The following is a 25,149-nucleotide window of genomic DNA, read 5'->3' on the forward strand; positions in this document are numbered from 1 at the left end:
CTGAATGATAAAAAGCCGCCTGCGGGCGGCTGTCTGATTTATTCAAAGTCTGACCAGTCAATATCTGGCGCGTTTTCCGGTTGAATGCGATTTAACTTTATTCGTAATTTCCTGAGGGCTGTCAGCTGTTCCTGTTCTTCTGGCGTCGCTTCACCAAAATCAACGGCATCCTGTAAAACGGCGATTTGCTCTCCCATCTGTTTAAGCAGACCCGCTTTCTTCTCTGCCGCCTGATTTATCAGCGCATTACGCCTGGCTTCTTCATCTGTCACCCACTGACTGCCATTCCAGCGTTGGTATTCGCCATCAGGAGAAACAGAAGTCACATTTTCAGGAAGGCTTCCCAGTTCAGACACTGTTACAGCTACTCCGGTTTCTGTTGAATAAACCGTTTTCCCTCGGTGGTCTTCCATCAGATGCCATTTCATTTCATCAGCATTAAACACGGCAGCAAAACCCGCCGGAATATCAGGAGGCGCAATATCTGTTGAATTAGCTGGCAGACCTGTATGAGGTGGAATATATGCGTCGCTTTCGCCAATAAATTCATTTGTGCCATCGAGATAATTAAATACACGAATGGTTTGTGCTTCTGCACTCATTTTGAAAGTCATTATGCCAGCCTCACAATATAGTTATATGCAATGTTTTTTACGGTGTTTTCCGCATTACCAGTAGCGTTAACCGTGATGGTATGTCCGTGCGCACCCAATGCCACAGTGTGTGCATGGGCACCAATACCTACGGTGTGGTTATGTGCCCCAATGTCGACTGTATGTGCATGATTGCCTGATGCACTTGTAGTCGTAGCACCTTTATCACTTCGGGGAACACCATAATCTGCACCGCCTGATTGCACGCTCACAGCAAAGCCAACGGTATGTGTATGATTTCCCGTATTGTTCGTTGATTTTGTGCCGTGGTTAAACGTGCTGACTGTCTTCGTGCCGTAATCAAATGAGCTGGTCGTTTTAGTACCGAGGTCAGTATTTGATGCGCTGGCACTGTGGGTGTGCGACTTGATGCCATCCTGTTCCTGAGACAATACGGCACGCCCACTGGCAGGCTTACCCTTAATTGTCCAGCCGCGCATATCAGGAATAACCCCGGACGGATAGGCAGCCGCAAGTTTAGGGTAAGAGCCTTTATCAAAACTTTGCCCCTGCATTAAGGCATAACCGGATGGCACAGAATCAGATGGCCACGGGATTGGTGTCCCGACCGGTAAAGCAGTGCTCTGTAACTCTGTAATTTTTTCTGCTAACGCCTTTATTGCCTTTGGCGTGGCTGCCAGCTCTTCTGAGTCACTGTCTGTTGCGCTACTGAGCTGAACGATGCCTTTCTTCGTTAATGATGCGTCAGGAACTTTTTTCCCGACATATAAAGCCAGCGCCTCAACCAGTTGATTCTGTTTTTTCGGGTCCGGGTTTACACCGGCCTCTTTAAGGACGTTAATCACCTCCTGCTGCAAATCGCGCGTTGCTGCCTGATGATTATTCATATATTCAGCGTAAACGATGGTTCCCTCAATTCCCTGAGTCGGGTCACCATCATGAAACAATTGATCCGGCGTATTCACCGGAGGCATTAAATTCTGCATTACTGCTTATCCTCATACGTGAAATAACAGTCTGTAAAAGCCGGTTTAAGGTCTTTAAATGTGTTTTCTAAAATGGATTCACCAAAGGCCGTCAGCGGCTCGCCGGTTGCCGATGCCCCCGTTCTGAAACGGTAGACCGGCGTTTTTGTTCCGATAACATTGACCTGCCATGCCCAGCGGATTTCCGGTATCAGCAGACGGTCGCCGCAGCGGTTTATCCCCACCCGGAATGGTCGCGGCTCCGTAATGGTGATGGTATAGCCCAGGCTGGCGGCAAGGCTCTTAAAGTAAGGGATTGACAGCCCGCCTGTGGCTGCCATTTTTACCAGGATATTCTGCCGCCGCTCCTGTTGTGTGGCACCTTCACGGGGGACAACACCGTACACGCGCTCCCAGTCGGACAGCGTCATCGATGCCTGCAACGGGGTGATTTGTGCCAGAACGCTCGCCGCTGATGCCTTCACGGCCTCCATGACGTCAGCCTCGGCTGCCAGCTCTGCAGAAATATAATTCCCGTTCGGGTCATAACTGACAGGCGGCAGCATGGCGCGAAATAAATCGACCATATTCATGAATCACCCCTCACGCGGAAAAGACTGAATATCAATATTTCCCGGGCGCAGCCATTCCCACGTTGACGCGTTAATAATGGCTTTTACGTTGTCTGCAGGCGTAACGATTCGCCGGTCACTCACGCCGGAAATGAGTGAAATCTGGGTTTCCAGTTGTGAAATAATTAATTCTTGCCCCGGCTCCAGTCGGTTCATAAAATCCGTGATAACGTCAGTTATCTGCGGTTTTATCTGCTCAACGGTCAGGCCGCTGGTTTTTACCCGGACAACGAAATCAACGGCTTTTTTCGTCGGGGCCAGTACCATCGTGTCCTTCGCTGTAACCGGGCGGACTTCCTCAATATGTGCCAGCACGGCATTAATCAGTTCCTGAGAGGGAAGATCATTAGCTGACGTAATGGCCACATCAACCGTCCCCAGTCCACGACGCAACGGCTCCACATACGCAGACGTAACGCCATCCACTTCCAGCGCCCAGCGTTTGTAATCATATTTGTTACCGCCAGCGGGCGGCCTGCGCAGAATATCCAGATAACGCGCCAGCAGGTCGGCGTCGCTTTCCCTGTCCGTTCCGCCGGTCAGGGATTTAATCGTCACCGTGCTGTTGATGCCTTCCGGCGGGCTGACCAGCGTTGCCGTCTGCGTCGTGGATGCATTCGTCTGTGCCCCCGTGGCGGTGCTTTTTACCGTCACCTCCGCGCTGCCTTCATCACCGATGGTGCAGTCTGCTGTGGTGGCCACGCTGACACCTTCACCACGAATTTCCGCACCGGCTGGCAGCGTCTTACCGGGTGTGCCGGTAATCACTACCGGACCGGATGAGGCTGTTGCTTTTTTACGAAAAACATTGCGCGTGCGACAGTGCAGCTCCAGATATTCAGGGTCTGCCGTGTCAGGAAACACCTGACGGAGTATCCACCCCTGATGCATATAAAGCCCGTCAGCCACGCCGGATACGGCATTTGCACGAATGCGGTAATCGCTGTCAGCGCCGGTGTCTATGGTTTCTCCCGGCAGGGCGTTAGCGATATCACGTAGCTGGCGTTCTGTGTTTTCAGCAACGCCCGGAACAGGAAACGGCATTACATAATCCTCACAGGGTGTTCAAACGTCTGCGGTGTGCCCGCGTTATCCGTGACGGTGATTAACAGCAACAGCCAGCCGCGCTGGCCCGCTTTCGTGTCAACGGTAATGGATTTTGCCCGCCCGTCATTGAGCAGTGGCTGAAGTGCCTGGCTGGCATACTGCGCCGCCAGTCTGTGAACACGGGGAACGTCTTTTTCCCGCTTCAGCTCGTGCAGGCGTGACCCCAGCGACGCATCCGCCCAGTAACTGCCAAGCGGTGTCGCCAGTCGCAGATAAACCGCGTTATGGAGTGTGTAAATCCGGCGGCGTTCGTAGTCGCCGGTTGCAGGTGAAATCGTCTGGTCCATGCCGCCAGTCTGGCAGCATGGACAGGTCAGAATCAGGTGAGGGTGTTCAGCACTTAATTAACCGGCGTGTCAGACATGCCGTGTGGGGTTGGGTGTTTGTGTGTTCCGATTTTAACGCCATTAATGGTGACGTCAACGGAGGTAAGCACACCACCTACATGGTTGATGTTGCCTTCAAAAGTGGCGGCGTATTCCTTGCCCCCACTGATGGCCATGCCACCGTTGCCGGTGATTTTACCTTCCACCGTCAGCTTATCGCTGGCCGTCAGTAACGGTGTCGTGAATGCGGCGTTCTCCTCTGCCTCAACCTCATAGCGTTTGCATTTCACCCGGTAAACGTCACATTCTGTTTCAATAATCCGCCCGCGCTTCAGTACGATTTTTGCGCCTTCGTCGGTATACAGGGCCACCTCGCCGGGTTTCAGTTCCGTCAGGCGATATGCGCCGTGCTCTGTGGCCACGACGACGGTATGGGAGGTATTGCCGTTCAGCGGAACGGCAATACCCATTGAGCCGGGCGGCGGGGATGTGGTGAGGCCGTAATGCTGAAAATACTCCGCACCGTCCAGCTGTTCGCCTGCCAGCCCGTTCAACTGAAGCAACTGTACTTTGGTCGAACTGTCCACCGTACCGGTCACCACCCTGAATGCCTGGCGAACGGCGGACAGCGCCTGCTGTATGCGCTGATTAATCTTGTCCCACATCATTTCTCCCAGACCTTAACAATGGCGACCTCTTTTTTCTTTTTGCCCCTGCGGTGATGGCGTTTCTTCTCGCGCGGGAAGGCGTCAGGTATCCACACGCCGTCCTCCTTAAAGCGGAGCCGGGTTGTCTTCCCGTTACGGCCTCCGCTGAACTCACGCCCCATCAGGAAAAAGATGGCGTCGATGCCGTGGGGTTCGCTGACAATCCGCACACGCTGGCCGGGCTGCCACAGGACACCGTCCGCCGTGCGATGACCTGCAACCAGTGCGACGATATCCAGCCCCGACAGACGGGCATCACTCATCATTTTTTTGGCGCGCCAGTTCACCTGCTCCAGGTTGCTGGTGTCACCCTGAGTGATAATCTGCGGGCGGTAATAATCCACGGTGGGGTCGGTGGCCACAGCTTTCATGTTATGAATGCCTGTCTGGCCATTGTCCGTATTACCGCCGTCCCGCCCGGATAATGTGCGCACGCTGCCGTCCTCGTTCCAGATATCCAGTGGCACTGTGGCCAGCTGCTTTTTGCTGTCTGCGCGGCGGGCGTGGCTCTGTGCCAGCACTGTAAGTTCGGAGAAGCAGCCGTTAATGGACCGGGTATCATCCAGCTCCATCACGTTGTTCCCGGTGCCGTCCAGCTTCAGAATCAGCGTATCCACCGGCGTGGTGGTGTAGTCAGGGCCACCCACAACCAGCGTCCCGTCAGGCTCAAACCACGGCCATAAGCCGCGACCGGCGGCAGCTTTAGCCAGTGCATCCCACGCACGCATCCCCGGCTCTATAACGACCTTGTCATTACGTGACACACCGGACGCCTGAATACGAATGCGCTGTATCCCCAGCGGTCTGACTATCCTGTCGATGACCTCGTCCAGTGTCAGCTGGTTGGCGCTGAACACCGGCGCGGCACAGTCCACCAGAATGGCGGCATCATCACGCCCGGACAGCGTCAGCGTGCAGCTCTGACGGGATACACTGCGGCGCACGCTGTCCACGCGACCACTGAGCACCGTTTCGTCTCCCACCTGCAACCGGACTGGCGCACCCCGGACGATATCCGCCGGGAACACCTTTTCAGGCAGTCCCAACTGAAGCTGCCAGCCGTCGGCAGCTTTCAGGAAATCACTGTCAATACGGTAACTGCTCCAGTCAGAATGCGACCTTCCGGCAATGACCAGACTGATTTTGTCGTCGTTATTTTGCGTAGGCATTAATCATCATCCCGGCGGTTATGTTGTTCGGGTCGCGCAGCTGCGGGTTCAGACGTTGCAGCTCTGCCGCACGGCTGTAATCGCCGTACCACTGCCACGCCAGCAACAGCAGACAGCTGTCCGCCTGTACCTGTTTCTGCGTCAGCGGTGGGCGGCGTGAAAGCACCAGCAGGCCGACATCCTGCACGGATGCCGCCACGTTCTTCATGCTCTGAATGATTTCCGGGTACATCAGCCCCAGCGGTGATGCGGTTTCGGTTATCCGTTCGCGTTCGCCTTCATAGCGTTCACGGAACAGCGTGATGGCGGCCTGTAAGCGGGTGCGCACATCCCCGACCAGTCGCCCGATATCCGCCGGTATAAGCTGTTCTGACTGGGCTTCATCGGACAGTATCGCCGTCGCCACGCTGGCCAGCTCTGAGGCCGCCAGAACCGCATAAGCCGCTTTCACGTCCTGTACGTCTTCCACGGACGCATCCGGCGGAAGTGCCACAGACGGCGTTTTATCACCGCTGACCAGTGCGACCGGCAGCGCGACCAGCTCATCCATATCTGCCATCACCTCATTCCAGCAGGTCATCACTGTCGCAGAACTGGCGACGCTGTCTTCTCCGGTCAGTCCGGTCGTGGTGGCGGAATCAGTACGTTCCAGCACCGGCACCGCGTGCCCGACATCTGACGTGTGGATTTCCAGCACCTCTGCCAGCCCGCCAATAAATTTCCCGGGTTCGCTGGCCAGCGACATCATATTGTCGATGGATGAGAGAAAATCGCTTTTGAACGTCAGCAGGGTATTTACCAGTGTGGCGCGCACTGTCTGGATTTTTTTAATCACGCTGTTAATGGTCTTTAAAGGGGCTGTAACAGCGTCAAATAATTCGCTTAACTGTGCCAGTAACTTATCCAGTTCTTCAAATAACTGCTGTGCAAACAACTCCGGTAACGGGGTGCTGAACAACGCGCTGCCGGTGCGGTTCTCCAGAAAACTCATGTCGATGGTGCAGCTGTCCGGGCTTTCTGCGTCATGGCGGATGCTGTAGCCGGTCACAATCACCGACGGTACGGAGCCGTAAACCGGGTGAATCAGCTCACCATCGCCGCCTTCGTCCAGGGCGGCGATCAGCTTTTCAAGTTTATATTCGTAATACTCCCCCCACAGGAACGCCGTCATGCGGAACGGTCGCGCCTTGCGTCCGAGGTCGTGCAAATCCGCCCCGTCAACAAACGGGTATTCATAGACCGCATGGTCGCGGCTGATTTGTTCGTCCGTGTTCAGTACATCAAACTGCACGCCACGAAAGGAGGCGTTTTGCAGGTTTTCAGCCCAGCCCATCAGTAAGTTCCTCCCGTGCCTCTGTTGCCGTCCTGAAGGTTGTATTTGTTCACTGCCTCCGCCACGACCTGACCATCGAGCACCAGTTGTGTGGTGAAATTAATGGGGCTGGCAGGTGGTCCCCAGTGCGTGAGGTATTCCGGCTGGGTGATGCGTCCGGGTTGCTTTGATGCTGTTTCAGACGCTGCCATTCCGGCTTGCTGTCGGACTTGTTCTGGTGTTGGCAGAGAATCACCGGCGATAACCCCGGTTTTTTTCAGTTCGTCAAGATACTGCTGGATCCATTTCTCGTTTTCTGTTGAGTAACCTTCGCCAAACTGCCACCACGGCTGATATTTTTCACGGGCAGCATCAATCAGCCACTGAGGATATTTAGTCCGTATATTTTTCCAGCGCTCCTCGCTTCCTTCGACGGCGGCGTCTTCTTCCGGGCTGGTTGCAGTGGCCAGTGCCGTAACGGTGCCACCGAAAGAAAGCAGGCTACCGGCAATGCCGGGGAATTTAAATCCTTTGCCTTTTTTGACCGTGTTTTCAATTACATCACCGACAACCTCGCCAGCCTTGCCACCGGGTTTACCCCCGGTCAGGATTTTGATCCCGGCCCATGTCAGAGCCGCTGCGGTCATCGCTTCAATGGCTGTCGTGGCACCCACCACTGCTGTGGTCAGCCCCGGAAATTTTTCACCCGCCCAGCTTATGGCATCGGCCACAGTACCGGACGCATCAGCCAGCTTTTTCATGCTGTCCATTTGTGAAAATTCAAGCGTGTTTTTAGCCTGTTCGGTTTTAAAATCATTCGTGCCTGACATGAATTTAAAATCCAGATCTCCGGCGCGCTGACCTTCTGGCAGGGTGCGTTGCTGACTGATTTCAGCTTCGACCTGCTTTCGGTATTCCGGGTTATTCCTGTAAGCCAGGATTGCCTTCAGTGCCTGCATATCACCGACAAGCTCACCAACACCGAACCCCTCAAGAATTTTCGCCATAGACTCCAGAATTTTGTCCTGCTGGCCTTTGTCTTTTGTTGCTGCCAGGCGCTTCTGAAGCTCCTGATATTGTTTGTTGTTCGCGGCGACTTTATCAGCAAGGCGTGAAAATGCCTCTATCGGATCAATGCCGTTTTCCATAGCTCGGGTCAATGTACCGGGTAAATCAATACCCTTGCCATCAATCGTGATGCTTTTCGCCCTTGTTGCTGATTCACTACTGAAAAGTTTGGCCAACAGGTTTACAACGTTATTACCTGCCTCACTGCTGCTGCCTGCGGCAATACCTGCGACCTCATTAAATGCCAGTAATTTCTGGAATCCATCCAGTCCTTTCATTCCGGCGTTACCAGCTAACGCCATCTGAGGTCCAAGATGCTCCGCCATATCCCGTAGCTCAAAATTACCGGCTTTACCGGCTGCAATAGCCATATTAAACATGGCCGGAAGATCGTTGTCTGTCAGTCCAAATGTTTGCTTAGCTTTGGCCGCCATAGTGACCAGATCGCGTGGGGATGCACCGGATGCAGTAGCAAATTTCATAATCTGCGGTAAGAGATTATTCGCGGTATCCCAGGAAAAAGCGCCGCTGGCCAACATCTCATTCATTGCTTCAGCTGCATCCTCTTTCGTTCCGCCACCATACGTTACCGCCGCGCGGATACTGTTTTTCAGCTTTTCACGCCCAAACTGCCTGCCTTCCAGACCACCATCACTGAACGCCGTGTTCGCCATCATGCTGAGCTGACGTTCATAACTCATTTGATTTCTGACTGGTTGCGTCATAATGGCGGCCCCTGCCATAATTCCGCCGCCTATTGTCACGGCATTCCCGCCAAATGCAGCCGCACGGGCAAAACGCCCCCGTTCAGGGATAACAGGCGTTTTCGCCATCTTCATCTGAGCCTGAGTGACGCCATCCAGTTCACGCTTGAGTGCCCGGGCTTTTTCCCGGGTGGCCTGCATGGCGCGCTCCTGCTCCTGCGCAGATTCAAAACCGGCGCGGGCCAGACGGTTATAGCTGGCAACCGTCTGATAAATTTCACGCCGGATTTCACGTTCTGCACGAATACCGAGCGTTTCCCGGGCACGGGCGGCACGCTGTATCTCTTTTGCCGCCTTTTTCGTGCTGTTAACGCTTTCCTGCTCGGTACGCTTCTGCTCTGCGCCTGCCTTCCGTGTCGCCTTTGTTACACCTTCGGTGGCTTTGATAACCTGTTTTTGTCCCTTTTCCAGAACCTGCGAGGCTTCGTCCTTCGCAGTCAGGGTCATGCCAACTTTGAAATTACCGGCCATTTTTCTGCTTACCTTTTCTGCGTTTCTTTCTGAGGGATTTAAATGACTGGCGGGTGGTCTGTGAGGTGTCCTTCCTTCCTGAGCCGCCGTTCAGCCTGTCAACGGCGGCAAGCCAGCCGTCCAGCTCGGGACGGCTCATGGTCATGATTTGCTCTTCGGTTATTCCGTAGCGCCCGAGGATGAGGACTGCGAGCCGGAGTCCGGCGAGCCGGGATTCCCGCCGTTCCGCTTTACCTTCAGGACGTTGCGTGATGCCAGCAGAATATTAAAATCGTCCGGCGTCATGTTGTCGTGTAACAGCTCCGCCGTCAGTTCTTCCTGCGGAATATCCCCCAGACGGACCAGCGTTGCCGCCATCACCGCACAGCGGAAGTAATAATCCGCCGCGAAGCCATCCACCGTCTGAAAGCGTTCTTCAGTTTCTTCCAGTGCCTGCCCGTTATCACGCATGACCGGCAGACGCAGCTCAAAGTTTTTATGAACGGTGCCGTTAAACACCACGCCATCAGACAGTTCGCCAGTCTGTGTATTAATCAAAGTCATCCTGTCACCTTCCTGAGTGCAGCCAGTTTGATATCAATTTTCGCTTCATTATCGACGGTGTATTTCTCACCCACTTCGGTTGTGAAGCAGTCCAGATAGGAGGTGCGTTTGCCGCTTTTACTGAGCGGATACAACGAGATTTTCACACCTTCAAGGTTTTCCCAGTCCGGCTCGTTGGTATCAGGGATCACCGCCGAAACGGACAGTTCGTAGGTGCCAATGCCCCGGGCAAAGCCTTTGGCCCTGCCGGTTTTGTTCATGGTCTTGACCAGTTTTCGCCCGGTGTTGATCTGAACATCAAGGTCGGTGATCTCGATTTCCTGGCTGTCCACCTCCAGCACAATCGAGCCAATGTATTCATGCAGAGACATTTACCGCGCTCCTTACAAAATCATGTCGATGCGACCGGCAAACACATGCAGGCCGTTAACCACATCCGCCGGAACCACGCAGTCGAGACGGTTTGCATCTTTCCCGTTTCGCTGAACGCGCAGCTTTGCCTTGTTCGCTTCCACGTTCTCCAGAATCTCCGCTTCCTCCAGCTTGATCAGCACGTCATACAGTTCGCTTTCCACTTTGGCGATAGTGCGGGTGCTGAGTTTTTCGCGCGGGAAGCGAAGGCTGATGCGTTCGCGGCACGCCTTGCGGGTGTAGTCCAGCGTTCTGATGGACGTGATATCCAGTAACGAGACGTCAGTCACGCCCTGTGCGTTAACCGTGTACGTACTGACCGCACGCACAATCTGCACCGTGTTACCCGGGCCAACCTCAACCGGCGTCAGGCCGTTATGCAGGGCGTTTTCCTGCTCGTTACGGCTTTCACGCTGTGACATGGCGACCACATCCAGCCCGGGCAGCGCCAGCGAGTTCAGCGGACGCGCCGGGTCTTCCTCGCCCGCCATCACAGCGCCGTAGATAGCGGCCAGCACCGCTGGCAGCTTCACGGAGCCGCGATACCAGGGGACGGACACGCGCCCGCTGTTCACACCGGCTGCCAGGGTGATCCCGTTTCCGAGACTGCCCGTCCAGCCCGCACAGCCAATCGCGCCGCGCTGTTCCATCGCGTTCCCGGTTTTCTCCAGATGCTGCTTCAGGGCCGCAAGGGCTGGCGCGGTACTGAACGGACAAATCAGAATGTTGTGACCGGCAGCAAAGACCGCATCCAGTGCAGGCTGAATATCCGGGTCCATTTCGCCGTTCGCCATCGGCGTGGTGCTCACGGTCAGACCGCCTGCCGTGGTGGACGCTGACAGGGTGATATCATTCCCCCAGGCCCCTTTGGTCCGGGTGGTCACCGTCAGCTGAGAGGCTTCCGATTTGTATTCCCCCGTGACCAGAAGCGATGGCGTCTGCGTCATTGCTTCCACCAGTGCCGGAATGATTTTCGACGGTTCATCACCGGTTTCCACATCCACCGTGACCTGCTCACCGGCAACCCATACCGACAGCGTGCCGCTGCTGGTTGCCGTGCCACTGACGGTAACTGCGCCGGTTGCCGCCTTTCCTGCGCCACTGTCTGCAATACCGATAACATCCAGTTGCAGATAGCTGTTGGCATTAATGGCCGCGCGCGCCATTGCAGCGGCCAGCGAACCGGCCCCGAAATACAAATCCGCTTCGTCTTCGGAATACACGGAGACGGCATTCAGGGGCGTGGCGGTGCCGCCTGACAGCATCGGACCAATCACCAGAACACGCTGTTCATTACCCGGCAGCGTGTTAACGGCCAGTCGGGTATTAAACTCAAAATGCACACCGGGCTTACGGATGCCGCCCGAAATGGTGTCAAACTGAATTTCACTCATCGGAATCCACCTGTTTCTCTCTCTTCGCCTTCGCTTTTACCTGCACGGCGTCCTGTTCAGCCGTCACGGTGGTTTCAGGCTCATCCTTCACCAGAATCAGGTCACCGTCCTGAACGGCGCGCCGGTAATAAGCGGTGTTCTCAACGGTCACCGCTTCCGTGGTGATGTATTTCCGGGCGTTATCCTCCATCGGGAACTTCATCCCGGGAGCCGCCTTAACCTTCATTTTGTTCATGCTGTTGCTCTCTTAATTCATCCAGACCACAGATATCTGCGCCGTATTGCGTACCAATTCGCAGTAAATCCGGGTCAGGGTCTGACAGCCTGCCGTGGTAGCGGTTGAAGAGACGGTCCGCTTCTGCGCCGCGCTCCGGCCATTTGCCGTTCTCCAGCGCGTGCTCCACCCAGCGGGTATCGAACTCACAGGCAAACACGGACATTGCCCGCTCTGCCACGCCGGTGTTAAACAGCGTCCTGACCCGCCCGGGTTCGAAATAATCAATCTCCAGCCCCAAATCCTGACCGGTCAGCAGGCGACGGACGGATTCAACCAGCAGGTTTGTACCGACCTCATCCCGGACGGTGCCTCCCTGTCTGGCGCTCTGTTCGCTGCGGGTGTTGTAATCACCCACCACAACCACAAAGCGTCCGGTGGCAATGTATTTCCGGCGTGACGTGGAATAACGTTCGGTTTTCACGATGCCGCCGAACGTCACCCAGGCTGCCGGAAGGCTGCGAACAATCCGGCCCGGATCTTCATCCAGTTCACCGGCATAGGTGCGGACTTCCCGCACCATTTCACCCAGACCACAACGCAGACGCTCAACCAGCGCCCGTTCAATTTCAGTAATCAGAATGCACCTCCCCGCGTGGACTCACGCCCGAACTGACGGGACCCGGAGCGGATACGCACCTGTGACGATGACTGGATCACACTGCCGGACGTATCCCGTCCAAGGTTGATTAGTCCTGCTGCGACTTTCTCCAGAAAGCGGATGGCGTCCCGGTAGCGCATCTGAATTTCTTCTGAGCTGATACGGTAATCGGTCGCCAGGTGATAGCGGGAGATATCGCAGCAGTAACCCACCAGAATCCCCGGGCTGTCAGGCCACGGGGTCCGGTAACGCCCCACCAGATAGCCATCAATCTGGGCACTGGCGCGCGCAAGCGCGGAGACCAGCTTTTCTTCGTCGATGAATCCCGTCATGTCTTCATCCGTCAGTGTGCGCGCCTCGCGTTCACTGAACGCCCTGATGAACTGTTCCGGTGTGGCGTAAGACATGGGTTACTTCTCCTTTTTGTCCGCTTTTTGTGTTTTCTGTGCGGCGTTCAGCTGTGCAGTCAGCTCACTGACTTTCTGGCGTTCTTCTTCCAGTTGCGCCGTCAGTTCGCTGACTTTCTGACGCTCGGCATCCAGCTGTGCGGCCAGTTCATCCCCCCGGGCCGCGTCGTTCTGGCCGGATGCTTTATCGCGCTCCACCACAATCAGCATGGGGTCAGCCTTCAGCACCGCCAGCTGTTCCGGGGTGAACGCATCCGCAGGCCATTCCTTCGTGGTTGCGCTGTGTGCCACACCGCAGCGGCGAAAACCCTCACGGCGGGCGGTAATTTCAATCACCTTTTCCATGCATTACTCCGTCGTACCATCAGAACCAAATGCCATCTGCCAGAAGCCGTAACCGCCGTTACAGCGCGCTTCGGCACCAAACCGAAACTTCTTACGCATGAATACGTTGTCGCTGTTGTAGTCCGTCTGCTCCACAAAAACCGGTTTCTTACGCTGCTGGAAGATCAGCGGCTTGACCGAGCGGGAGGTGTCGAACAGGAACCACGCAGAATCCGATGTCAGCTCCGGCATCACCAGTACTTCGGCGGTATTGCGGTACGGGTTCGGTGTGCCGTCCGGGAACTTCTCGGCGGTCATCAGGTAGTTCGCGTCATCCTCCAGCGCCGGTGGCACAACCAGCAGATTCGGGCGGATTCTGAGAGACGCGCCTTCGTCATCTTTCAGACTGCGCATGGCCGTACGGGCAGCACCGTAGGAGGCTTTCGCTTCAGCAAGCGACCCCACTTTGAGTTTTTTAGTGCCTTTGTTGGACACCGATTTACCGGCGACCAGGTGGTCGGTATCAAAGAACATCTGGCCGTCGTAACAGGGACTGGTAAAACCGTTATTGATAAGGGACGCCACAATATCTGCCGGGAGTTCTGCCGCTGACTGGCCCGCGTCTCTGGCCTGAAGGGCATAGCCCATAATCTGGTCGTCCTCGATGTCGTTACGATCGACTTCAACCGTGGCTTCCCAGTCCTTGTTGCGGATGGTGTAGTTGAAGGCTTCCAGAGATTTAACGTTTTTATCACCGACCCACTCGCGCATTTTCGGGAAACGACTCAACCAGCTGTAGTCGTTCTCCTTGCTGCCTGATGGCACTTCCATTGCCACTTTTTGCCAGTCAGTGGGGGTCTGGTCGAAGGCTTTCTGATAGGTGGTCTTCAGATTGATAAAAATCTGGTTGAGGTTTTTAGCGTTAACTAACACGTTTCGCTCCTTAACTGAAATGAACCCAGACGCCATCGTCACCGATGCCGATTACTTTCCCGGCGACAGGGCGGGCGCTGCTGTTGTCGGTTTTTGCCACGGTCACGCTGTCTTCCACGTAGCACAGCTTGCCGACCTGCGATTGCGTGACCGGATCTGAGGTGCTGTTCGCCATCAGAAAGGCTTTGCCGCAACGCACCAGAACGGTGGCGTCGCCATCGCTGCCCTTGCTGTTATCCACCCAGCCATCAGACACGCCCAGCGTAATCTGTGAGGCCGTGGCACTGGCCGGAACGGCATAACCGGAGGCGTTAACGGCCACCATATGACCGCCAAAAATTTCGGTCGCAGCGGCAACCGGCACCGGGTTCAGTTCGCCGTCACGGTAGGGGGTATTGCGATCCATTTACTTGTCTCCTGCGTAACGGGCGACATCCTCTGGATCAACGCCCATCATTGAACAAATGGCGATATCGACATCGACGTCATCGCCGGTTTTAATCTGCGCCGGGGCCGGTGACGGCGTTTTGGGTGGTTTGCCGCCGGTCTGGGTGCTGCTGAGTGCGGCAAGCGGGGTGGTTTTATCCAGCCAGGTTTTAAAACCGTTGATATCGCGACGGGCGTAATCTTTCGCCCAGTCTTCCAGCGTCGGAAGCAGTCGCCCGTCAGACAGCGCCGCCTGAATCAGTGCCCCGGCTTCGGCTTCACCGGACTGTTGCGCCAGTACGGCATAACGTCCCTGAAGTTCTTCATATGCCGTCAGAGGGATATGCTTCGTCGGGTCATAGGCATTTGCTGACAGGCTGGCGATTTGCTCGTCTTTCTGATTCAGCAGGGCCAGCAGGCTGACGGATGCCGCCGCCGTTCCCTGACCGTTCGAAATCATGTCAACGACCTTTTGCAGCTCGTTTTTGATATCTTCCGCCGTTGAGGTAACCGGGAGGTTAAGCATCCAGCGCAGGTCGGAAAGCAAATTGTTTAACAGTTCTTCATCCACCGTTGTGGTCTCCGTTTCAGTTGACAGACTCGCCAGACGACTGGCCGCAGCCAGCATGACCGCGTCCATACCGTCCAGCGCCGGGGTATTGGTCAGCGCAGCATGTAACAGCTCCAGCACTTCGCCGCGCTTGTTGTAGGCAAAAACAGGGGAAATAAATTTGTACTCACCGGCGGCAATCATGGCCGCCGCGTTCTCCGTCCACTCCACACCGGTGGCATACAGGCCCACACCTTCACGCCATTCCACCTGGCTGAACCAGCCCGCCGCCGGGGCGGGCTTGCCGTTGTTTACGGCGCGCAGCGTCTGATGTTCGTAATCAATGACAAAAGGCGTGGTACGGGCTGCCACCTGTGCGACAAGCTGCGCGGCCAGTTCGGCAGTCAGCACCCATTTACCGCTTTCGACTTCATCGGTATGTGGGCGACCATCCACCGCACTGAACTCGCCTGCCGGAAACAGCTGGATTTCGCTGTGGGTTGCTTTGGTGATTTCGAGGCTTAATGCCGCAATGTTCATCTTCATACGCGGCATGATGACGGAAGGGGAGCACGGGGTACTGTGGAGGGTGTTCAGCACCCTGCCATAACGCGAAAGGATAAAAGGGGAAATAAAACCGTTTTTAAAACCCTTTTAAAAACGATTCTGACAGCATTTACGGGGTGCAGTGCTGTAATGCCTCATCCGTGAGGCGTTTATGTTGTCACAGGCGATTACAGCGCGTTTGTGGCCATTCAGTCAATCACCCGCGCAAAATAGCGGTTTGCGGTGTTCTCCAGCTCGTCGATGTCGTCCTGCACAAGCTGAAGGAAGGGACGCGCGGGCATGTTGACTGTATACGCTCCGACCGTTGCGCTCTGCACAAAATTACTGTTGCGCTTTTTCACAAAACGGCTGCTGACGCTGCCGTTTTTGTACTGTTTAAAATACAGGTTCTGCGTCCGTGCCTGATGGCGTATTTCGCCGCCTTCGTTGTGGATACGGGCATAACGAACGTTTGTCCCGACCGTGGCCTCGTTATTGTTAACCGCAGAGCGGATACTGGCAGCCAGTCGCCCGGACTTCTGAAGGATTTGCCCGGGGCCGCGTCGCTTCGCATAAGCCGGACTCCAGCCCATCCATTTCGGGCGCCCCTGTTGTTCAAAGTTAGTTTCAACCGCATCCAGCATGGAACCCGCAAGCGCCGTCATCAGGTCGCGCCGGTCCTTCACGGAACGAATCAGGTTACCCAGCGTGGTGTTATACGCGCTTAAATCAATCTTAATATCCAGTTTACCGTTGCTCATGATGCCTCCGGGGTGTCCTGCATAACCCAGTCTGTCAGCGCGTCATCCTCAACCGTCGCCACTGACCAGCGGTCGCCCGACTGTAACGCATACCGCCACGCGTTGCCGTCCTGCGTGACATGCTCCGCCCGTTCGATGGTCTGCTGCATCAGCACATAGTCGGCGGCGGTCGGGGGCGTGTCTGCTGCACTGAGGCGCTTCATGACGTCAGCCGTAAGGTTTACCGTCTGCCGTGCAGCGCCCGTGGCAGCGACCTGTTCCGGTGACCGGATGGCCAGCGGATATCGCTGGCGTGCATCCAGTTCGCTGACGTTTGCCAGTCCCCGGGCAAAATCCGGCCCGGTCAGAGTGCCGGTGACATACTGGCGGGCACTGCGGTAATCATATTTTTCCAGTTCCGGCTGCCATGCCACCCGACCGGGATTAAATCCGAAGCCCGGGTCGGCGGTATACACGGAACCGTCCGGCATCTTCAGCCCCATTGTTCTGATGGTCTGGCCCGGCTGGCCATATTCCTGCTCAACCTCAGCCAGTCGCCCCTCGCTGCTCTGTACCGTCAGGCCATATTTCTCCACATCCGACGCCGAACGCGCCCGGATACGGCAGCGGCATCCGTATCCGTCCGGCGCGTAGAAATACTCCCAGACCGGATCATCCGCCCGGGCGGTAAAACCGTTCAGGGCGGCGTGTTTCGGGCGTGTGTGAAGGTCCATCACCGCCACGCGCTCAAAATAAGGCCGGTCAGCCACGTTCGCCATCTGCTGCTGATAACGTCCGGCGTTGTATGACGACTGAATATTGGTATCAAATATCGTGCGCAACCGGCGCGGCGTCAGCTGTCTGCCGTGCAGTTCGCCGGTATCCTCGTCCACAATCAGTTTTTTACCCAGCCAGCCTTTTGATTCCAGCAGTGGTTCCAGTTGTGCAGCAAACTCCCGGAACGTCCCGCCGTCAGCCAGTGCAGCCGTCAGGCCATCACGGACATCCTTCAGAACATCCAGTTTCAGCACGCCCGCCACCGTGAACGCCCGGGCGTTGGCGATGTCCTTCACATCGTGCCAGCGGAAGCCAATAACGTACCCCTTGCTTTCGAAATACTTAATCGCTTCTTCCGGTTTCAGGGTGTACGCATAACCCAGGTCAACATCGTCAGTTGTCGGCATTCAGTCGCCCCCAGATATCCGCCACAAAGAATGCCTGTGTCAGCAACTGCCGCAGCGTGTCATCCGGCAGCTCCGGCCATGCTTCCGCCAGTACGTTCATGGCCTCGTCTGCATCCCGGCCTTCCTGTATGGCCTGCACCAGTGGGGCCACCAGTTCGTTCATCCCCTGCGCGATGGCCTCTGCCGGAAGTTCTGCACGGTCGATGGCGCGCTGTGCCGGGTCGTCCTCCCCGTTGTCTTGCTGACTGAGCGCGGCAACATTCAGCCGCTCACGCAGCTGGCTGAGGCCCGCCTGCACAGGGAGACGCTGTGCCACCGGCACCAGTACCTCTTCGCCGTCTTTCGGGGTGGGGATGCCGGTTTTTTTGCGCACCCACGACGCCGGGATATCCTTCATTCCCACACTGTTGAGCAACACGTTGACGGCTTCTGCCACACCCTTAATGTCGGCTTCCTGCTGCACATCAAACACCAGTCGCGGAAGACGGCGTGGCGGGACATCCTGCCAGCCGTTCAGGCTGGCCATCATCTGTATCAGGCTGCTGAACATGCCGGACAGCTGGCGCGCATCGGCAGCCAGAATGTCGTGCCGGACCTCGTTATGCACATTGCCCAGCGCGTTGGTGGAGGTTTTACCGTCGGCCTGGCTGGTCAGCGTACTGCCCAGAATCACTTTTGAGGTGGTACGCTCTGCCCATTCCACCATCGACATGAACGCCTCCGGCCCGCCGGACGCGGCCTCCTTGAATTCAATCTCGTTACCCTGCGGCAGGGCTGCCACCGCTTCATGGCCCAGATTGACCAGGGCGTCAAGAATCCTGTCACGGTCCGCGTCACTGGTGCCCTGTGCATAGTAGGCAATGCGCGCCGGAAGGCCGTAAATCTCCAGAAACTCCGCCATATCACGCAGCGCAAAGTTTTTGAACAGATACGGCCAGACCAGTACGCGGAACAGACCGGATGACCCCAGGAACCCCGACCGGGCGTTGTAACGGTGAACCAGCCAGCCGAACGGCCACAGCGCGGAACCGTCTTTACCATCTTCCCCACGATTGCCGTCATCCAGCCGGAGTTCGTCATTGTGTTCCGGCAGGGTAATGAACCAGTTATGCGGACGCAGCGTCACCGCATCCGGTAGCCACGTTTTATCCACGAACGCCCAGCTGATTTCCTGACAGCTGAAGCCGTAACCGACACTGCTCATCCCGTTGAGGATGATGTCCTCCATGTCCGGGATACCGTGCAGCCATTCATCCACGGCGGCGGCCAGCTCCTTTTCTGCCTTCGAGGCATTGCGGGGCGGCTCCACCGACCAGTCCAGCGTCAGCAACGCTTTTTTGCGCTTTTCCATCTCGGCGAACAGATGGCCATCACGTTCTTCCATATCCGCAAACAGCATCGCCTGCGCCGGAAGATAACCGCGTTCGGCAGCTTCCAGAATGCGCGGCAGTTTTCTGATGTTCAGACCACGGGACGGGTGGTCGGGATAAATGCGCAGCCGTTCCGCCACTCTGACCGACTGCGTGGTTTTGAGTGCCTCACGTTTCAGCGGGCGTCCGTAAATATCAACAAGCTGTGCCATTAATTACCATCCTCCTGAACCAAAACGCCCGCCACGGTCACGCCCGCTGCTGCGTGGGGTGTGAATCTGAAATTTTGCGCTGCGCGATACCGCCAGCGTCCACAGCATGTGCAGACAGTCCGGGCCATCATCGTGGTCGGCTTTGGGGTAGTGGCGCAGCTGGTCAATCAGCGTCTGATGTGCCGGACTGATGCGGATCAGGCCGTTGGCCATATGCGGCTGAAGGGACTCAATACGCAGCGCCTTATCCTCCAGCGGGATGACCGGCAGCGCCGGAACCGGCACGCCCAGCGCCGCCGAACGCTCAACCAGCACGGTACGCAGAAACTCCTGAAACTGGACGGACTCAAACGACCAGCACAGGCAGTGGTATTCCCGCTGATACTTAATCACGTCTTCGATAAGTTTATTTGGCAGACGTCGGCGGATATCGGCTTCAACCACATCCAGAATGCCGGTAAAACGGTTAAAGCCCCCCACGAGAATGGCCGACGGGTCGCGGTTTTTATTCTTCTTCCCGAGGCTGGGGTCAACAGCGCCGTAGAACACCCATTCATCAAGACGGTTAACCCAGAACTTAATGCAGCCCGCAAACAGCGCGTCTTCACCGCTGACCGGGTCGTTCTGGTATTCAGAATCAAAGGTGTCGTGACCGTCACGGACACGGATTTTCATCAGCGCCAGCAGGGGACGCGCCGCCCATGACACCACCGACCCGGCGAGCATGTCGGCTTCGTTCTGTCGGTAAAGTGCCTCCGCCGCTTCCGGCTGTTTGTTGCGGATGAGTTCTTCCCACTCGTCCCACAGTTTCATATTGGCAGGCCACTGAATGACGGCCTTAAAGCGGGCCGTTTTCCACATCGGGTTATTGAGCGTGCGCGAGAGTACGGAGTCGTAATGCAGGATGGTCCCGATATAAATAATATCGGTTTTACCGCCAGCCTCGCCCAGCGGCATCACGGTTTTGGTGAGCCAGTCGTGCAGCTTGTCGCGCTGCTCCGGGTTACGCACCATCTCGTCGTTCTCGATGTCGTCGAGGATGACCAGGTCAGGACGGTACGGACCGTGGCGCAGACCACGCAGTTTTTTACCACTACCGGCAACGGTCACCTTGATATTGTTGGCCGTGACGATGGTCCCCATACGCCAGACGCGCCCCTGTCCGCACACCTCCGGGAAATCGTTTTTTAAACGGGGGTTAAATTCCAGTTCAGCCTTGATGGCTTCCAGCATCGGATAAGCCTGGTCGATACTGTCCATAATGATGACCGGATAATGCTTAATACCCCGGATAATGGTCCACAGGGTAAACAGCTGAGTCACCAGCGTGGATTTTGCTTCACCACGGGGCGCGGCGATGGCGTCGTTCTCCGGGTCCGGGCTTGCCACAACCTGTGGCAGACGGCTGAACAGGTATTTATGCAGCTCACTTTTTGCCGGGTTGCGGACGTAGTGCGGGAAATAGTTTTCGACAAAATAATCGTAGCCCGTCACCGGGTCGCAGACTGCCGCCCGGCGGGCCTGTGTGGCCTGCGGGTTAACATCGAACCCCAGACATTCAGCCTCAATGGTCTGGCGGAGGTTGGCGATGTACTCCTGTAAGCTTTTCTGAAACTCTTTAATGGAAAGTTTACGTTTTGCCACGTCACACCTGGTATACAAATATCAGACGGCCCGGAAAACCGGGCCGCTGTGGTTAACTGAAATTATCCTCAAGCTCTTTAGCGAAGCCTTCGAGCACCTCAAGAAACGGGGCATACTGTGCCGGGTGACGCTCCTTGATGAACGCGCCGAGCCGCTGCACCACTTCCAGTGCCGTGGCGAGCCGGTCGGTTTCCGGCAGGATTTTTTTACTGCTGGCCACCGCCTTACTGAGACTGTCAGACAGACTCGCCAGCAGTTCGACGGACTCCTGCGGCGGGATGTCCGGGTTCTGGTTCAGCCGTTCAAGCGTCGTCTGACACTTCACCACCAGACTGATAAGCACGGTGCGGGCGACACTTTCCAGCCCGTCACCGGCGAGCGCGTGCGCGGCCCGCAGCTTGTCCCAGTCGTCGCCGTTCTTCATCGCCTGCGTTTTCCAGCGCCGCGCTGTGTCGTGCGGCACGGCGTACTTCATGGCGACGATATCCAGCGGAAGCTGGTCAAAGATGTACCCGTTACGGACTTTGTCCCTGATATCCTGTGACCACGCCATTAAGTGTCCTTCTGAGCCTGTTCAATCAGGCATTTAACTTCGTCGGGATTTTCAAGAACATACACGTTTTTCCCGGTATCCAGCTCAATGATCGTGCCACCATATGCACCACACTGACGGTAAAAATGGGTGATGCGTTCAGCGACTACCATGACAGCGCTGGTGCTCCCTGAGCCTGCGCATTCTGTAAATCTGATAATGCTCACTGTGTCAGACCTTCAAAAAATCAGTTCTGTGATGAACACTGCCGGATGCCGTCAATAATCCGGCAGACCTGTGCCGCCGCGTCAAACAGCTGGCCCGCTCTGTTAATGTCCGTGCATCCCACCGGAAGCAACATCACCAGAAACAGGGCCAGAACACAGCGCGCGGCTTTACGTGGCGTTCTGTGTGTCCAGTGCTGACGCGTCATACCGCCACGCGCTCCTTCAGCCAGCCATAAACAAACGATTCGTTAGCCTCGCGTTTCTCTGCCAGTTCCAGATAGCGGTCACCCTGCGTGCAGTTCAGGGCTGTCAGCATCACCCGTTCACCGTCCTGACCGCGATTATTCAGGAAGGCACGCAATGCACTGATGGTACGAGGCCCGATGCGTCCGTCTGCGTCCATATCCGGGTACAGCCTGCCGCGCAGATTGAACACATTCAGCCAGCGCTGAAGCATTCTGGACGCCACGGTTGGCCCCATATTCACACCGGTATCACACAACTCTGCGGCAATATCAGGGGATAATGCGGCGACCTGGTCAAATCGCGGGCCATACCAGTAATCGGCTTCAAGGATGTCCAGCGCCTGTTCGCGGGTTAAATCGCGCATATCGCCACGGTATCCGTGGGCACGGGCGACTTTTTCCGTAATGCCCCATTTGGTCGGACCACCCTTATCATCCGGGTGATTGACGTAACCGCCTTCTTTGCCCAGGACTTCATCAAAAATTTTATCTTTTGATTTCATGTGGATGCCTCAGTAACGAAAGGATTTTTGACAAATTCCCGTGCGCCCACACGATAAGCGCACAGAAAACCAGATTCAGCGCCACAACCAGCCAGCTGGAGTGCGTGTATGTACCGGACAGCCAGCGGAACGGGATGATGATGTAACCGAGCATCAGCCAGTACGCCAGCCAGGTAATCATCGGTTTATGCGCCGCACCGTGGCGGCGATACACAAACAACCCCAGCACAATGGCGAGGCACAGCCAGACGTTCACGATACCGGCAAGGCTACTTTCCATTTCCACCCCCTCCGCCGCGCAGTCTGGAAAACAGGCCGAACAGCGATGAAATTTCCTGTTGATAAAGAAAGGTCAGTATCTTGATGGATAACGCCGAGACACCGACCGCACACAATGCATCGAGCGGCTTGTCGTTGTAGTGGGTCAACCACTGCATCAGTGACGCAGCCACGCCAGCCCCCAGAACGCCAACCACAAACGCGACGAGCAGGTGAATAGCCATTCGCCATACCGGGATTTCTTTCTGCTGCGTGACAACAAAAAGCGCCCCGGCAAACGCGCCCACCACGACCCCGAAATCGGTATTGGTGAGAAGGCCAAACACACTGGCACCACCGATGGTGACTGCCACAGCTCCGCCGCCTGATAAGGGTTCAGACATGAGTTTCTCCTGTAAATCTGAGCCACTGACGGCCCGTAAATAACACCCTGTCAAAGGCACAAAAGCCTTTTGCAGGGCGCTATCCCTTAAGGTGCCTTGTGGTCTGAGTGGACAGGGTAAACGGTCTGGTGTGGTGGGTACTGCTGGGGGTGTTCAGCACCCCCAGCAGGTTGATTAGCTGGATGGGTTAAAGGGAAGCGAGTTTTAATGGTGGCTTATAACACGCCTGCGCAAGCAGGTTAGCTCTTTCCACGGCTTTACGCATTTCCCGTTCTGCGTCCAGCATCCTGTTTACGGCTGACAGCACTTCATTATGATTCGTTTCTGACTCCGGGCTTTGGGCCTGTCTCGCCAGATAACTGGATAAATTACACATCTCAGCATGTCGGCGACGGGCTGCATCCCGGGCCTTGTCTGAAAATGCGGTATATTCACCGAGTGCTGCGTAGTCGATATTGGTGTCAGAACTCATCATTTCGTGTCTCCTTTTTTCTGAGTCTCATTAATCAAAAAGCCCCACCTGGGTGGGGCTTTTCAGCGAAGTCTGTTTTTGTCGTCGGTGTATCAGCTGCCATGCGTACCGGTCTGAAATGCCGTAACGGGGACAGAGCAGTGCCAGCGCCTGCCGGTGTGAGCATCCGTCTTTTACATGCTGCTGTAAATCAGCCATAAAACGGGTGTTACGCAGGGCACGTAACGCATGATCGCAACGGGGAATGTAAAACGGCGCACCGCCAAGAAAGCGGATCAGTTTGTTGATTTCGTCTTCGGTCAGCACATCATGTAACAGGGCATGGACACCGCCGGTTCGTTCGGCGTGTGCGCCGGTTTTACCGCTTAACGTCACGCCACCAAAAGAACGGATTAACCGGGTCAGGGCGGGGAAGCCAATCACGCTAATCAGTTGCTGCACGGAATCAGGCAACAGTGCCTGCGCATCGCGAAGATCTGTTTCACTGAAGGTCTGCATGATGGCGTCTCCGGTAGTAACTTACTGTTATTATAGCCATACATGATCGCCTGTACAGACCACAAAAAAAGCCCCTGCAAGGCAGAGGCTGATTCTTTATTGTTTACGTGCTGCTCTGGCTCGTTTTCTGGCGTCTTTTGTCAGCGCCACCATCACCCCGAACAGTTGATCATCTGTCAGCCATTCGATCACATGTTGCTTATACATGTGAGATGCCAGTCCTTCCGCATACGCCCAGGAACGACCGGCATCAGCCAGCAACGCTTCAATTTTGGATAATACTGATTTTCTGCTCATTGCAACACGGGGGCGGCGACCTTTACCGGCGGGTGCCTTGCGCGGAAATCCCTGTTCGTGCATGTATTCCCGGATGATGCGCAGTTCATCAAGATTGCAACGTGTGGTGCTGGTTTTACCTGTCAGGCGGGCCAGTGTCTGGCGATAAAGGGCATCATCCCACCCCAGATACGCCTGACCGGCTTTAATGGCCCCGATCATCTTTTTCAGCATGTTTGTTATCCTCAAAACGCACGGTAAAACGTGAAACGCCAATTCCTGACAGGAACGTGGCGGCACGATCAAGAGACAGCCACGTCTTGTAATCGCCACGGCGTTCCTGTAGAAAATAGGACACCCCGGCGCGACGATTCACAGCAAAGAGGTGATACACACCACCGAACCGCTGCACGACGAACTCATCCACGCCACCGCTTTCAGCCTGCTGCCTGAAGGCAGCTATTCCGATTTGTTCAATCTTCATAATGACCAAAACACTACTTTTGGCAGACCAAAACATATGTTTTGGTCTGCGCTTAATTGTTATTTGCTCAATGCGGTGAATTATTTATCACCATCACCGAGCGTCACTTCATGACAGGATGGCGTGCCATTTTTCCCCGCAGAGCAATAAATAAACTTATCTCCGTCGGTCATGGTGGCACTTCCATCATCACAATGCGTAATGGTTTTGATGAAATTTCTCTTTACCACGCAATGCCCATTTTTCGCATCATCAGAAGCCTTGTTAGTTGTCACACAAAGCGCAATACCCGTAGCAATCAGAGCGATAATAAAAATGTCAACCCATCTCATCTTTTCACCCCGCGTAATCAGGTCCATGTTCCCATCTGGCATCGAGTATTTCCGTTCCCTCCGTCCGGCATGGGTTATCAAGTGCCATTTTTCCGCACTCCCCATACTCGACATCGACAAAATCAGCAATATCATTGTCCGTTGCGTTATCAGGAACGTCGATTTCAAGCGTTACAGTGATAGTTTTCATCAGGTTGTTACTCCGAGATTCAGAAAATTTCATG

36 protein-coding genes are annotated in these 25,149 nt (G+C 55.6%); all 36 read right to left on the minus strand.

Features of this window, described 5'->3' with window-relative positions; translation table 11 throughout:
* Positions 1 to 38: 38 nt before the first annotated feature.
* Entirely contained in the window at positions 39 to 614 is a 576-nt protein-coding gene (locus tag C0K55_RS17565) for a tail fiber assembly protein (RefSeq protein ID WP_000143149.1), read from the minus strand.
* Entirely contained in the window at positions 614 to 1,600 is a 987-nt protein-coding gene (locus tag C0K55_RS17570; RefSeq protein ID WP_105266293.1) for a phage tail protein, read from the minus strand. The genes C0K55_RS17565 and C0K55_RS17570 overlap by 1 nt, the downstream gene beginning before the upstream one ends.
* Positions 1,600 to 2,172, minus strand: coding sequence for a YmfQ family protein (locus C0K55_RS17575; RefSeq protein ID WP_105266292.1), 573 nt, complete (start codon positions 2,170 to 2,172; stop codon positions 1,600 to 1,602). Before C0K55_RS17575 ends, C0K55_RS17570 begins: the two co-directional genes overlap by 1 nt.
* 3 nt (positions 2,173 to 2,175) lie before the next feature.
* Positions 2,176 to 3,255, minus strand: a complete 1,080-nt coding sequence (locus C0K55_RS17580) for a baseplate J/gp47 family protein (protein WP_105266291.1) — start codon at positions 3,253 to 3,255, stop codon at positions 2,176 to 2,178.
* Positions 3,255 to 3,605, minus strand: coding sequence for a phage GP46 family protein (locus C0K55_RS17585; RefSeq protein ID WP_105266290.1), 351 nt, complete (start codon positions 3,603 to 3,605; stop codon positions 3,255 to 3,257). Before C0K55_RS17585 ends, C0K55_RS17580 begins: the two co-directional genes overlap by 1 nt.
* 53 nt (positions 3,606 to 3,658) lie before the next feature.
* Complete coding sequence (locus C0K55_RS17590) at positions 3,659 to 4,309, minus strand: phage baseplate assembly protein V (protein ID WP_172955479.1); 651 nt, start codon at positions 4,307 to 4,309, stop codon at positions 3,659 to 3,661.
* Positions 4,309 to 5,520: a phage baseplate assembly protein gene (locus C0K55_RS17595; protein WP_001143148.1), complete on the minus strand. Its 1,212-nt coding sequence runs from the start codon at positions 5,518 to 5,520 to the stop codon at positions 4,309 to 4,311. The genes C0K55_RS17590 and C0K55_RS17595 overlap by 1 nt, the downstream gene beginning before the upstream one ends.
* Positions 5,504 to 6,853, minus strand: coding sequence for a DNA circularization protein (locus tag C0K55_RS17600; protein WP_105266288.1), 1,350 nt, complete (start codon positions 6,851 to 6,853; stop codon positions 5,504 to 5,506). The genes C0K55_RS17595 and C0K55_RS17600 overlap by 17 nt, the downstream gene beginning before the upstream one ends.
* On the minus strand, positions 6,853 to 9,135 hold the full coding sequence (locus C0K55_RS17605; protein ID WP_105266287.1) for a phage tail tape measure protein: 2,283 nt from the start codon (positions 9,133 to 9,135) through the stop codon (positions 6,853 to 6,855). The genes C0K55_RS17600 and C0K55_RS17605 overlap by 1 nt, the downstream gene beginning before the upstream one ends.
* Positions 9,125 to 9,280 carry a hypothetical protein gene (locus tag C0K55_RS26230; protein ID WP_165697714.1) on the minus strand — a complete coding sequence of 52 codons (156 nt, stop codon included), beginning with the start codon at positions 9,278 to 9,280 and terminating at the stop codon, positions 9,125 to 9,127. Before C0K55_RS26230 ends, C0K55_RS17605 begins: the two co-directional genes overlap by 11 nt.
* A gap of 14 nt (positions 9,281 to 9,294) precedes the next feature.
* On the minus strand, positions 9,295 to 9,678 hold the full coding sequence (locus C0K55_RS17610) for a hypothetical protein (RefSeq protein WP_105266286.1): 384 nt from the start codon (positions 9,676 to 9,678) through the stop codon (positions 9,295 to 9,297).
* On the minus strand, positions 9,675 to 10,049 hold the full coding sequence (locus tag C0K55_RS17615; RefSeq protein WP_032300894.1) for a hypothetical protein: 375 nt from the start codon (positions 10,047 to 10,049) through the stop codon (positions 9,675 to 9,677). Before C0K55_RS17615 ends, C0K55_RS17610 begins: the two co-directional genes overlap by 4 nt.
* 12 nt (positions 10,050 to 10,061) lie before the next feature.
* On the minus strand, positions 10,062 to 11,483 hold the full coding sequence (locus tag C0K55_RS17620; RefSeq protein ID WP_105266285.1) for a phage tail sheath C-terminal domain-containing protein: 1,422 nt from the start codon (positions 11,481 to 11,483) through the stop codon (positions 10,062 to 10,064).
* Positions 11,476 to 11,685 carry a DUF2635 domain-containing protein gene (locus C0K55_RS17625; RefSeq protein ID WP_001371970.1) on the minus strand — a complete coding sequence of 70 codons (210 nt, stop codon included), beginning with the start codon at positions 11,683 to 11,685 and terminating at the stop codon, positions 11,476 to 11,478. Before C0K55_RS17625 ends, C0K55_RS17620 begins: the two co-directional genes overlap by 8 nt.
* 13 nt (positions 11,686 to 11,698) lie before the next feature.
* Positions 11,699 to 12,337, minus strand: a complete 639-nt coding sequence (locus C0K55_RS17630; RefSeq protein ID WP_105266284.1) for a DUF1834 family protein — start codon at positions 12,335 to 12,337, stop codon at positions 11,699 to 11,701.
* On the minus strand, positions 12,334 to 12,765 hold the full coding sequence (locus C0K55_RS17635; RefSeq protein ID WP_105266283.1) for a gp436 family protein: 432 nt from the start codon (positions 12,763 to 12,765) through the stop codon (positions 12,334 to 12,336). The genes C0K55_RS17630 and C0K55_RS17635 overlap by 4 nt, the downstream gene beginning before the upstream one ends.
* Before the next feature lie 3 nt (positions 12,766 to 12,768).
* On the minus strand, positions 12,769 to 13,110 hold the full coding sequence (locus tag C0K55_RS17640; protein ID WP_001402713.1) for an HI1506-related protein: 342 nt from the start codon (positions 13,108 to 13,110) through the stop codon (positions 12,769 to 12,771).
* Positions 13,111 to 13,113: 3 nt separating this feature from the next.
* Positions 13,114 to 14,022, minus strand: coding sequence for a Mu-like prophage major head subunit gpT family protein (locus C0K55_RS17645; RefSeq protein ID WP_033807277.1), 909 nt, complete (start codon positions 14,020 to 14,022; stop codon positions 13,114 to 13,116).
* A gap of 10 nt (positions 14,023 to 14,032) precedes the next feature.
* Positions 14,033 to 14,428, minus strand: coding sequence for a hypothetical protein (locus tag C0K55_RS17650; protein ID WP_032300900.1), 396 nt, complete (start codon positions 14,426 to 14,428; stop codon positions 14,033 to 14,035).
* Complete coding sequence (locus tag C0K55_RS17655) at positions 14,429 to 15,544, minus strand: phage protease (RefSeq protein WP_105266305.1); 1,116 nt, start codon at positions 15,542 to 15,544, stop codon at positions 14,429 to 14,431. It abuts the gene before it with no gap.
* Positions 15,545 to 15,753: 209 nt separating this feature from the next.
* On the minus strand, positions 15,754 to 16,305 hold the full coding sequence (locus C0K55_RS17660; RefSeq protein ID WP_105266282.1) for a phage virion morphogenesis protein: 552 nt from the start codon (positions 16,303 to 16,305) through the stop codon (positions 15,754 to 15,756).
* Positions 16,302 to 17,468, minus strand: coding sequence for a phage head morphogenesis protein (locus C0K55_RS17665; RefSeq protein ID WP_105266281.1), 1,167 nt, complete (start codon positions 17,466 to 17,468; stop codon positions 16,302 to 16,304). The genes C0K55_RS17660 and C0K55_RS17665 overlap by 4 nt, the downstream gene beginning before the upstream one ends.
* The gene (locus C0K55_RS17670) at positions 17,455 to 19,050 is read right to left on the minus strand and encodes a DUF935 domain-containing protein (protein WP_105266280.1); all 1,596 of its coding nucleotides are present in this window, start codon (positions 19,048 to 19,050) and stop codon (positions 17,455 to 17,457) included. Before C0K55_RS17670 ends, C0K55_RS17665 begins: the two co-directional genes overlap by 14 nt.
* A 3-nt stretch (positions 19,051 to 19,053) precedes the next feature.
* On the minus strand, positions 19,054 to 20,694 hold the full coding sequence (gene terL, locus C0K55_RS17675) for a phage terminase large subunit (RefSeq protein WP_105266279.1): 1,641 nt from the start codon (positions 20,692 to 20,694) through the stop codon (positions 19,054 to 19,056).
* Positions 20,695 to 20,746: 52 nt separating this feature from the next.
* Complete coding sequence (locus tag C0K55_RS17680; protein WP_000312575.1) at positions 20,747 to 21,247, minus strand: DUF1804 family protein; 501 nt, start codon at positions 21,245 to 21,247, stop codon at positions 20,747 to 20,749.
* A complete protein-coding gene (locus tag C0K55_RS26235; protein ID WP_021564526.1) occupies positions 21,247 to 21,399 on the minus strand; it encodes a hypothetical protein in 153 nt (50 codons plus the stop codon). The genes C0K55_RS17680 and C0K55_RS26235 overlap by 1 nt, the downstream gene beginning before the upstream one ends.
* 74 nt (positions 21,400 to 21,473) lie before the next feature.
* On the minus strand, positions 21,474 to 21,659 hold the full coding sequence (locus C0K55_RS26125) for a hypothetical protein (RefSeq protein WP_059239173.1): 186 nt from the start codon (positions 21,657 to 21,659) through the stop codon (positions 21,474 to 21,476).
* Positions 21,656 to 22,201 carry a glycoside hydrolase family 108 protein gene (locus C0K55_RS17690; protein WP_105266278.1) on the minus strand — a complete coding sequence of 182 codons (546 nt, stop codon included), beginning with the start codon at positions 22,199 to 22,201 and terminating at the stop codon, positions 21,656 to 21,658. Before C0K55_RS17690 ends, C0K55_RS26125 begins: the two co-directional genes overlap by 4 nt.
* Positions 22,185 to 22,481 carry a phage holin family protein gene (locus tag C0K55_RS17695; protein ID WP_000445983.1) on the minus strand — a complete coding sequence of 99 codons (297 nt, stop codon included), beginning with the start codon at positions 22,479 to 22,481 and terminating at the stop codon, positions 22,185 to 22,187. Before C0K55_RS17695 ends, C0K55_RS17690 begins: the two co-directional genes overlap by 17 nt.
* Positions 22,471 to 22,863 (minus strand): phage holin family protein, encoded by a 393-nt coding sequence (locus C0K55_RS17700; protein ID WP_001372993.1) that lies wholly within the window; start codon positions 22,861 to 22,863, stop codon positions 22,471 to 22,473. The genes C0K55_RS17695 and C0K55_RS17700 overlap by 11 nt, the downstream gene beginning before the upstream one ends.
* Positions 22,864 to 23,050: 187 nt before the next feature.
* On the minus strand, positions 23,051 to 23,338 hold the full coding sequence (locus C0K55_RS17705; protein ID WP_086589633.1) for a hypothetical protein: 288 nt from the start codon (positions 23,336 to 23,338) through the stop codon (positions 23,051 to 23,053).
* Between the two features lie 27 nt (positions 23,339 to 23,365).
* Positions 23,366 to 23,833: a Mor transcription activator family protein gene (locus C0K55_RS17710; protein WP_001192995.1), complete on the minus strand. Its 468-nt coding sequence runs from the start codon at positions 23,831 to 23,833 to the stop codon at positions 23,366 to 23,368.
* Between the two features lie 96 nt (positions 23,834 to 23,929).
* A complete protein-coding gene (locus tag C0K55_RS17715; RefSeq protein ID WP_012904642.1) occupies positions 23,930 to 24,343 on the minus strand; it encodes a regulatory protein GemA in 414 nt (137 codons plus the stop codon).
* Positions 24,315 to 24,593: a hypothetical protein gene (locus C0K55_RS17720; RefSeq protein WP_172955676.1), complete on the minus strand. Its 279-nt coding sequence runs from the start codon at positions 24,591 to 24,593 to the stop codon at positions 24,315 to 24,317. The genes C0K55_RS17715 and C0K55_RS17720 overlap by 29 nt, the downstream gene beginning before the upstream one ends.
* 80 nt (positions 24,594 to 24,673) lie before the next feature.
* Positions 24,674 to 24,925, minus strand: a complete 252-nt coding sequence (locus tag C0K55_RS17725; RefSeq protein WP_063101261.1) for a hypothetical protein — start codon at positions 24,923 to 24,925, stop codon at positions 24,674 to 24,676.
* 4 nt (positions 24,926 to 24,929) lie between these two features.
* Positions 24,930 to 25,115, minus strand: coding sequence for a hypothetical protein (locus tag C0K55_RS17730; protein ID WP_105266304.1), 186 nt, complete (start codon positions 25,113 to 25,115; stop codon positions 24,930 to 24,932).
* Positions 25,116 to 25,149: the final 34 nt, after the last annotated feature.

The organism is Escherichia sp. MOD1-EC6098 (assembly GCF_002965865.1).
GTDB classification, from domain to species: Bacteria; Pseudomonadota; Gammaproteobacteria; order Enterobacterales; family Enterobacteriaceae; genus Escherichia; species Escherichia marmotae.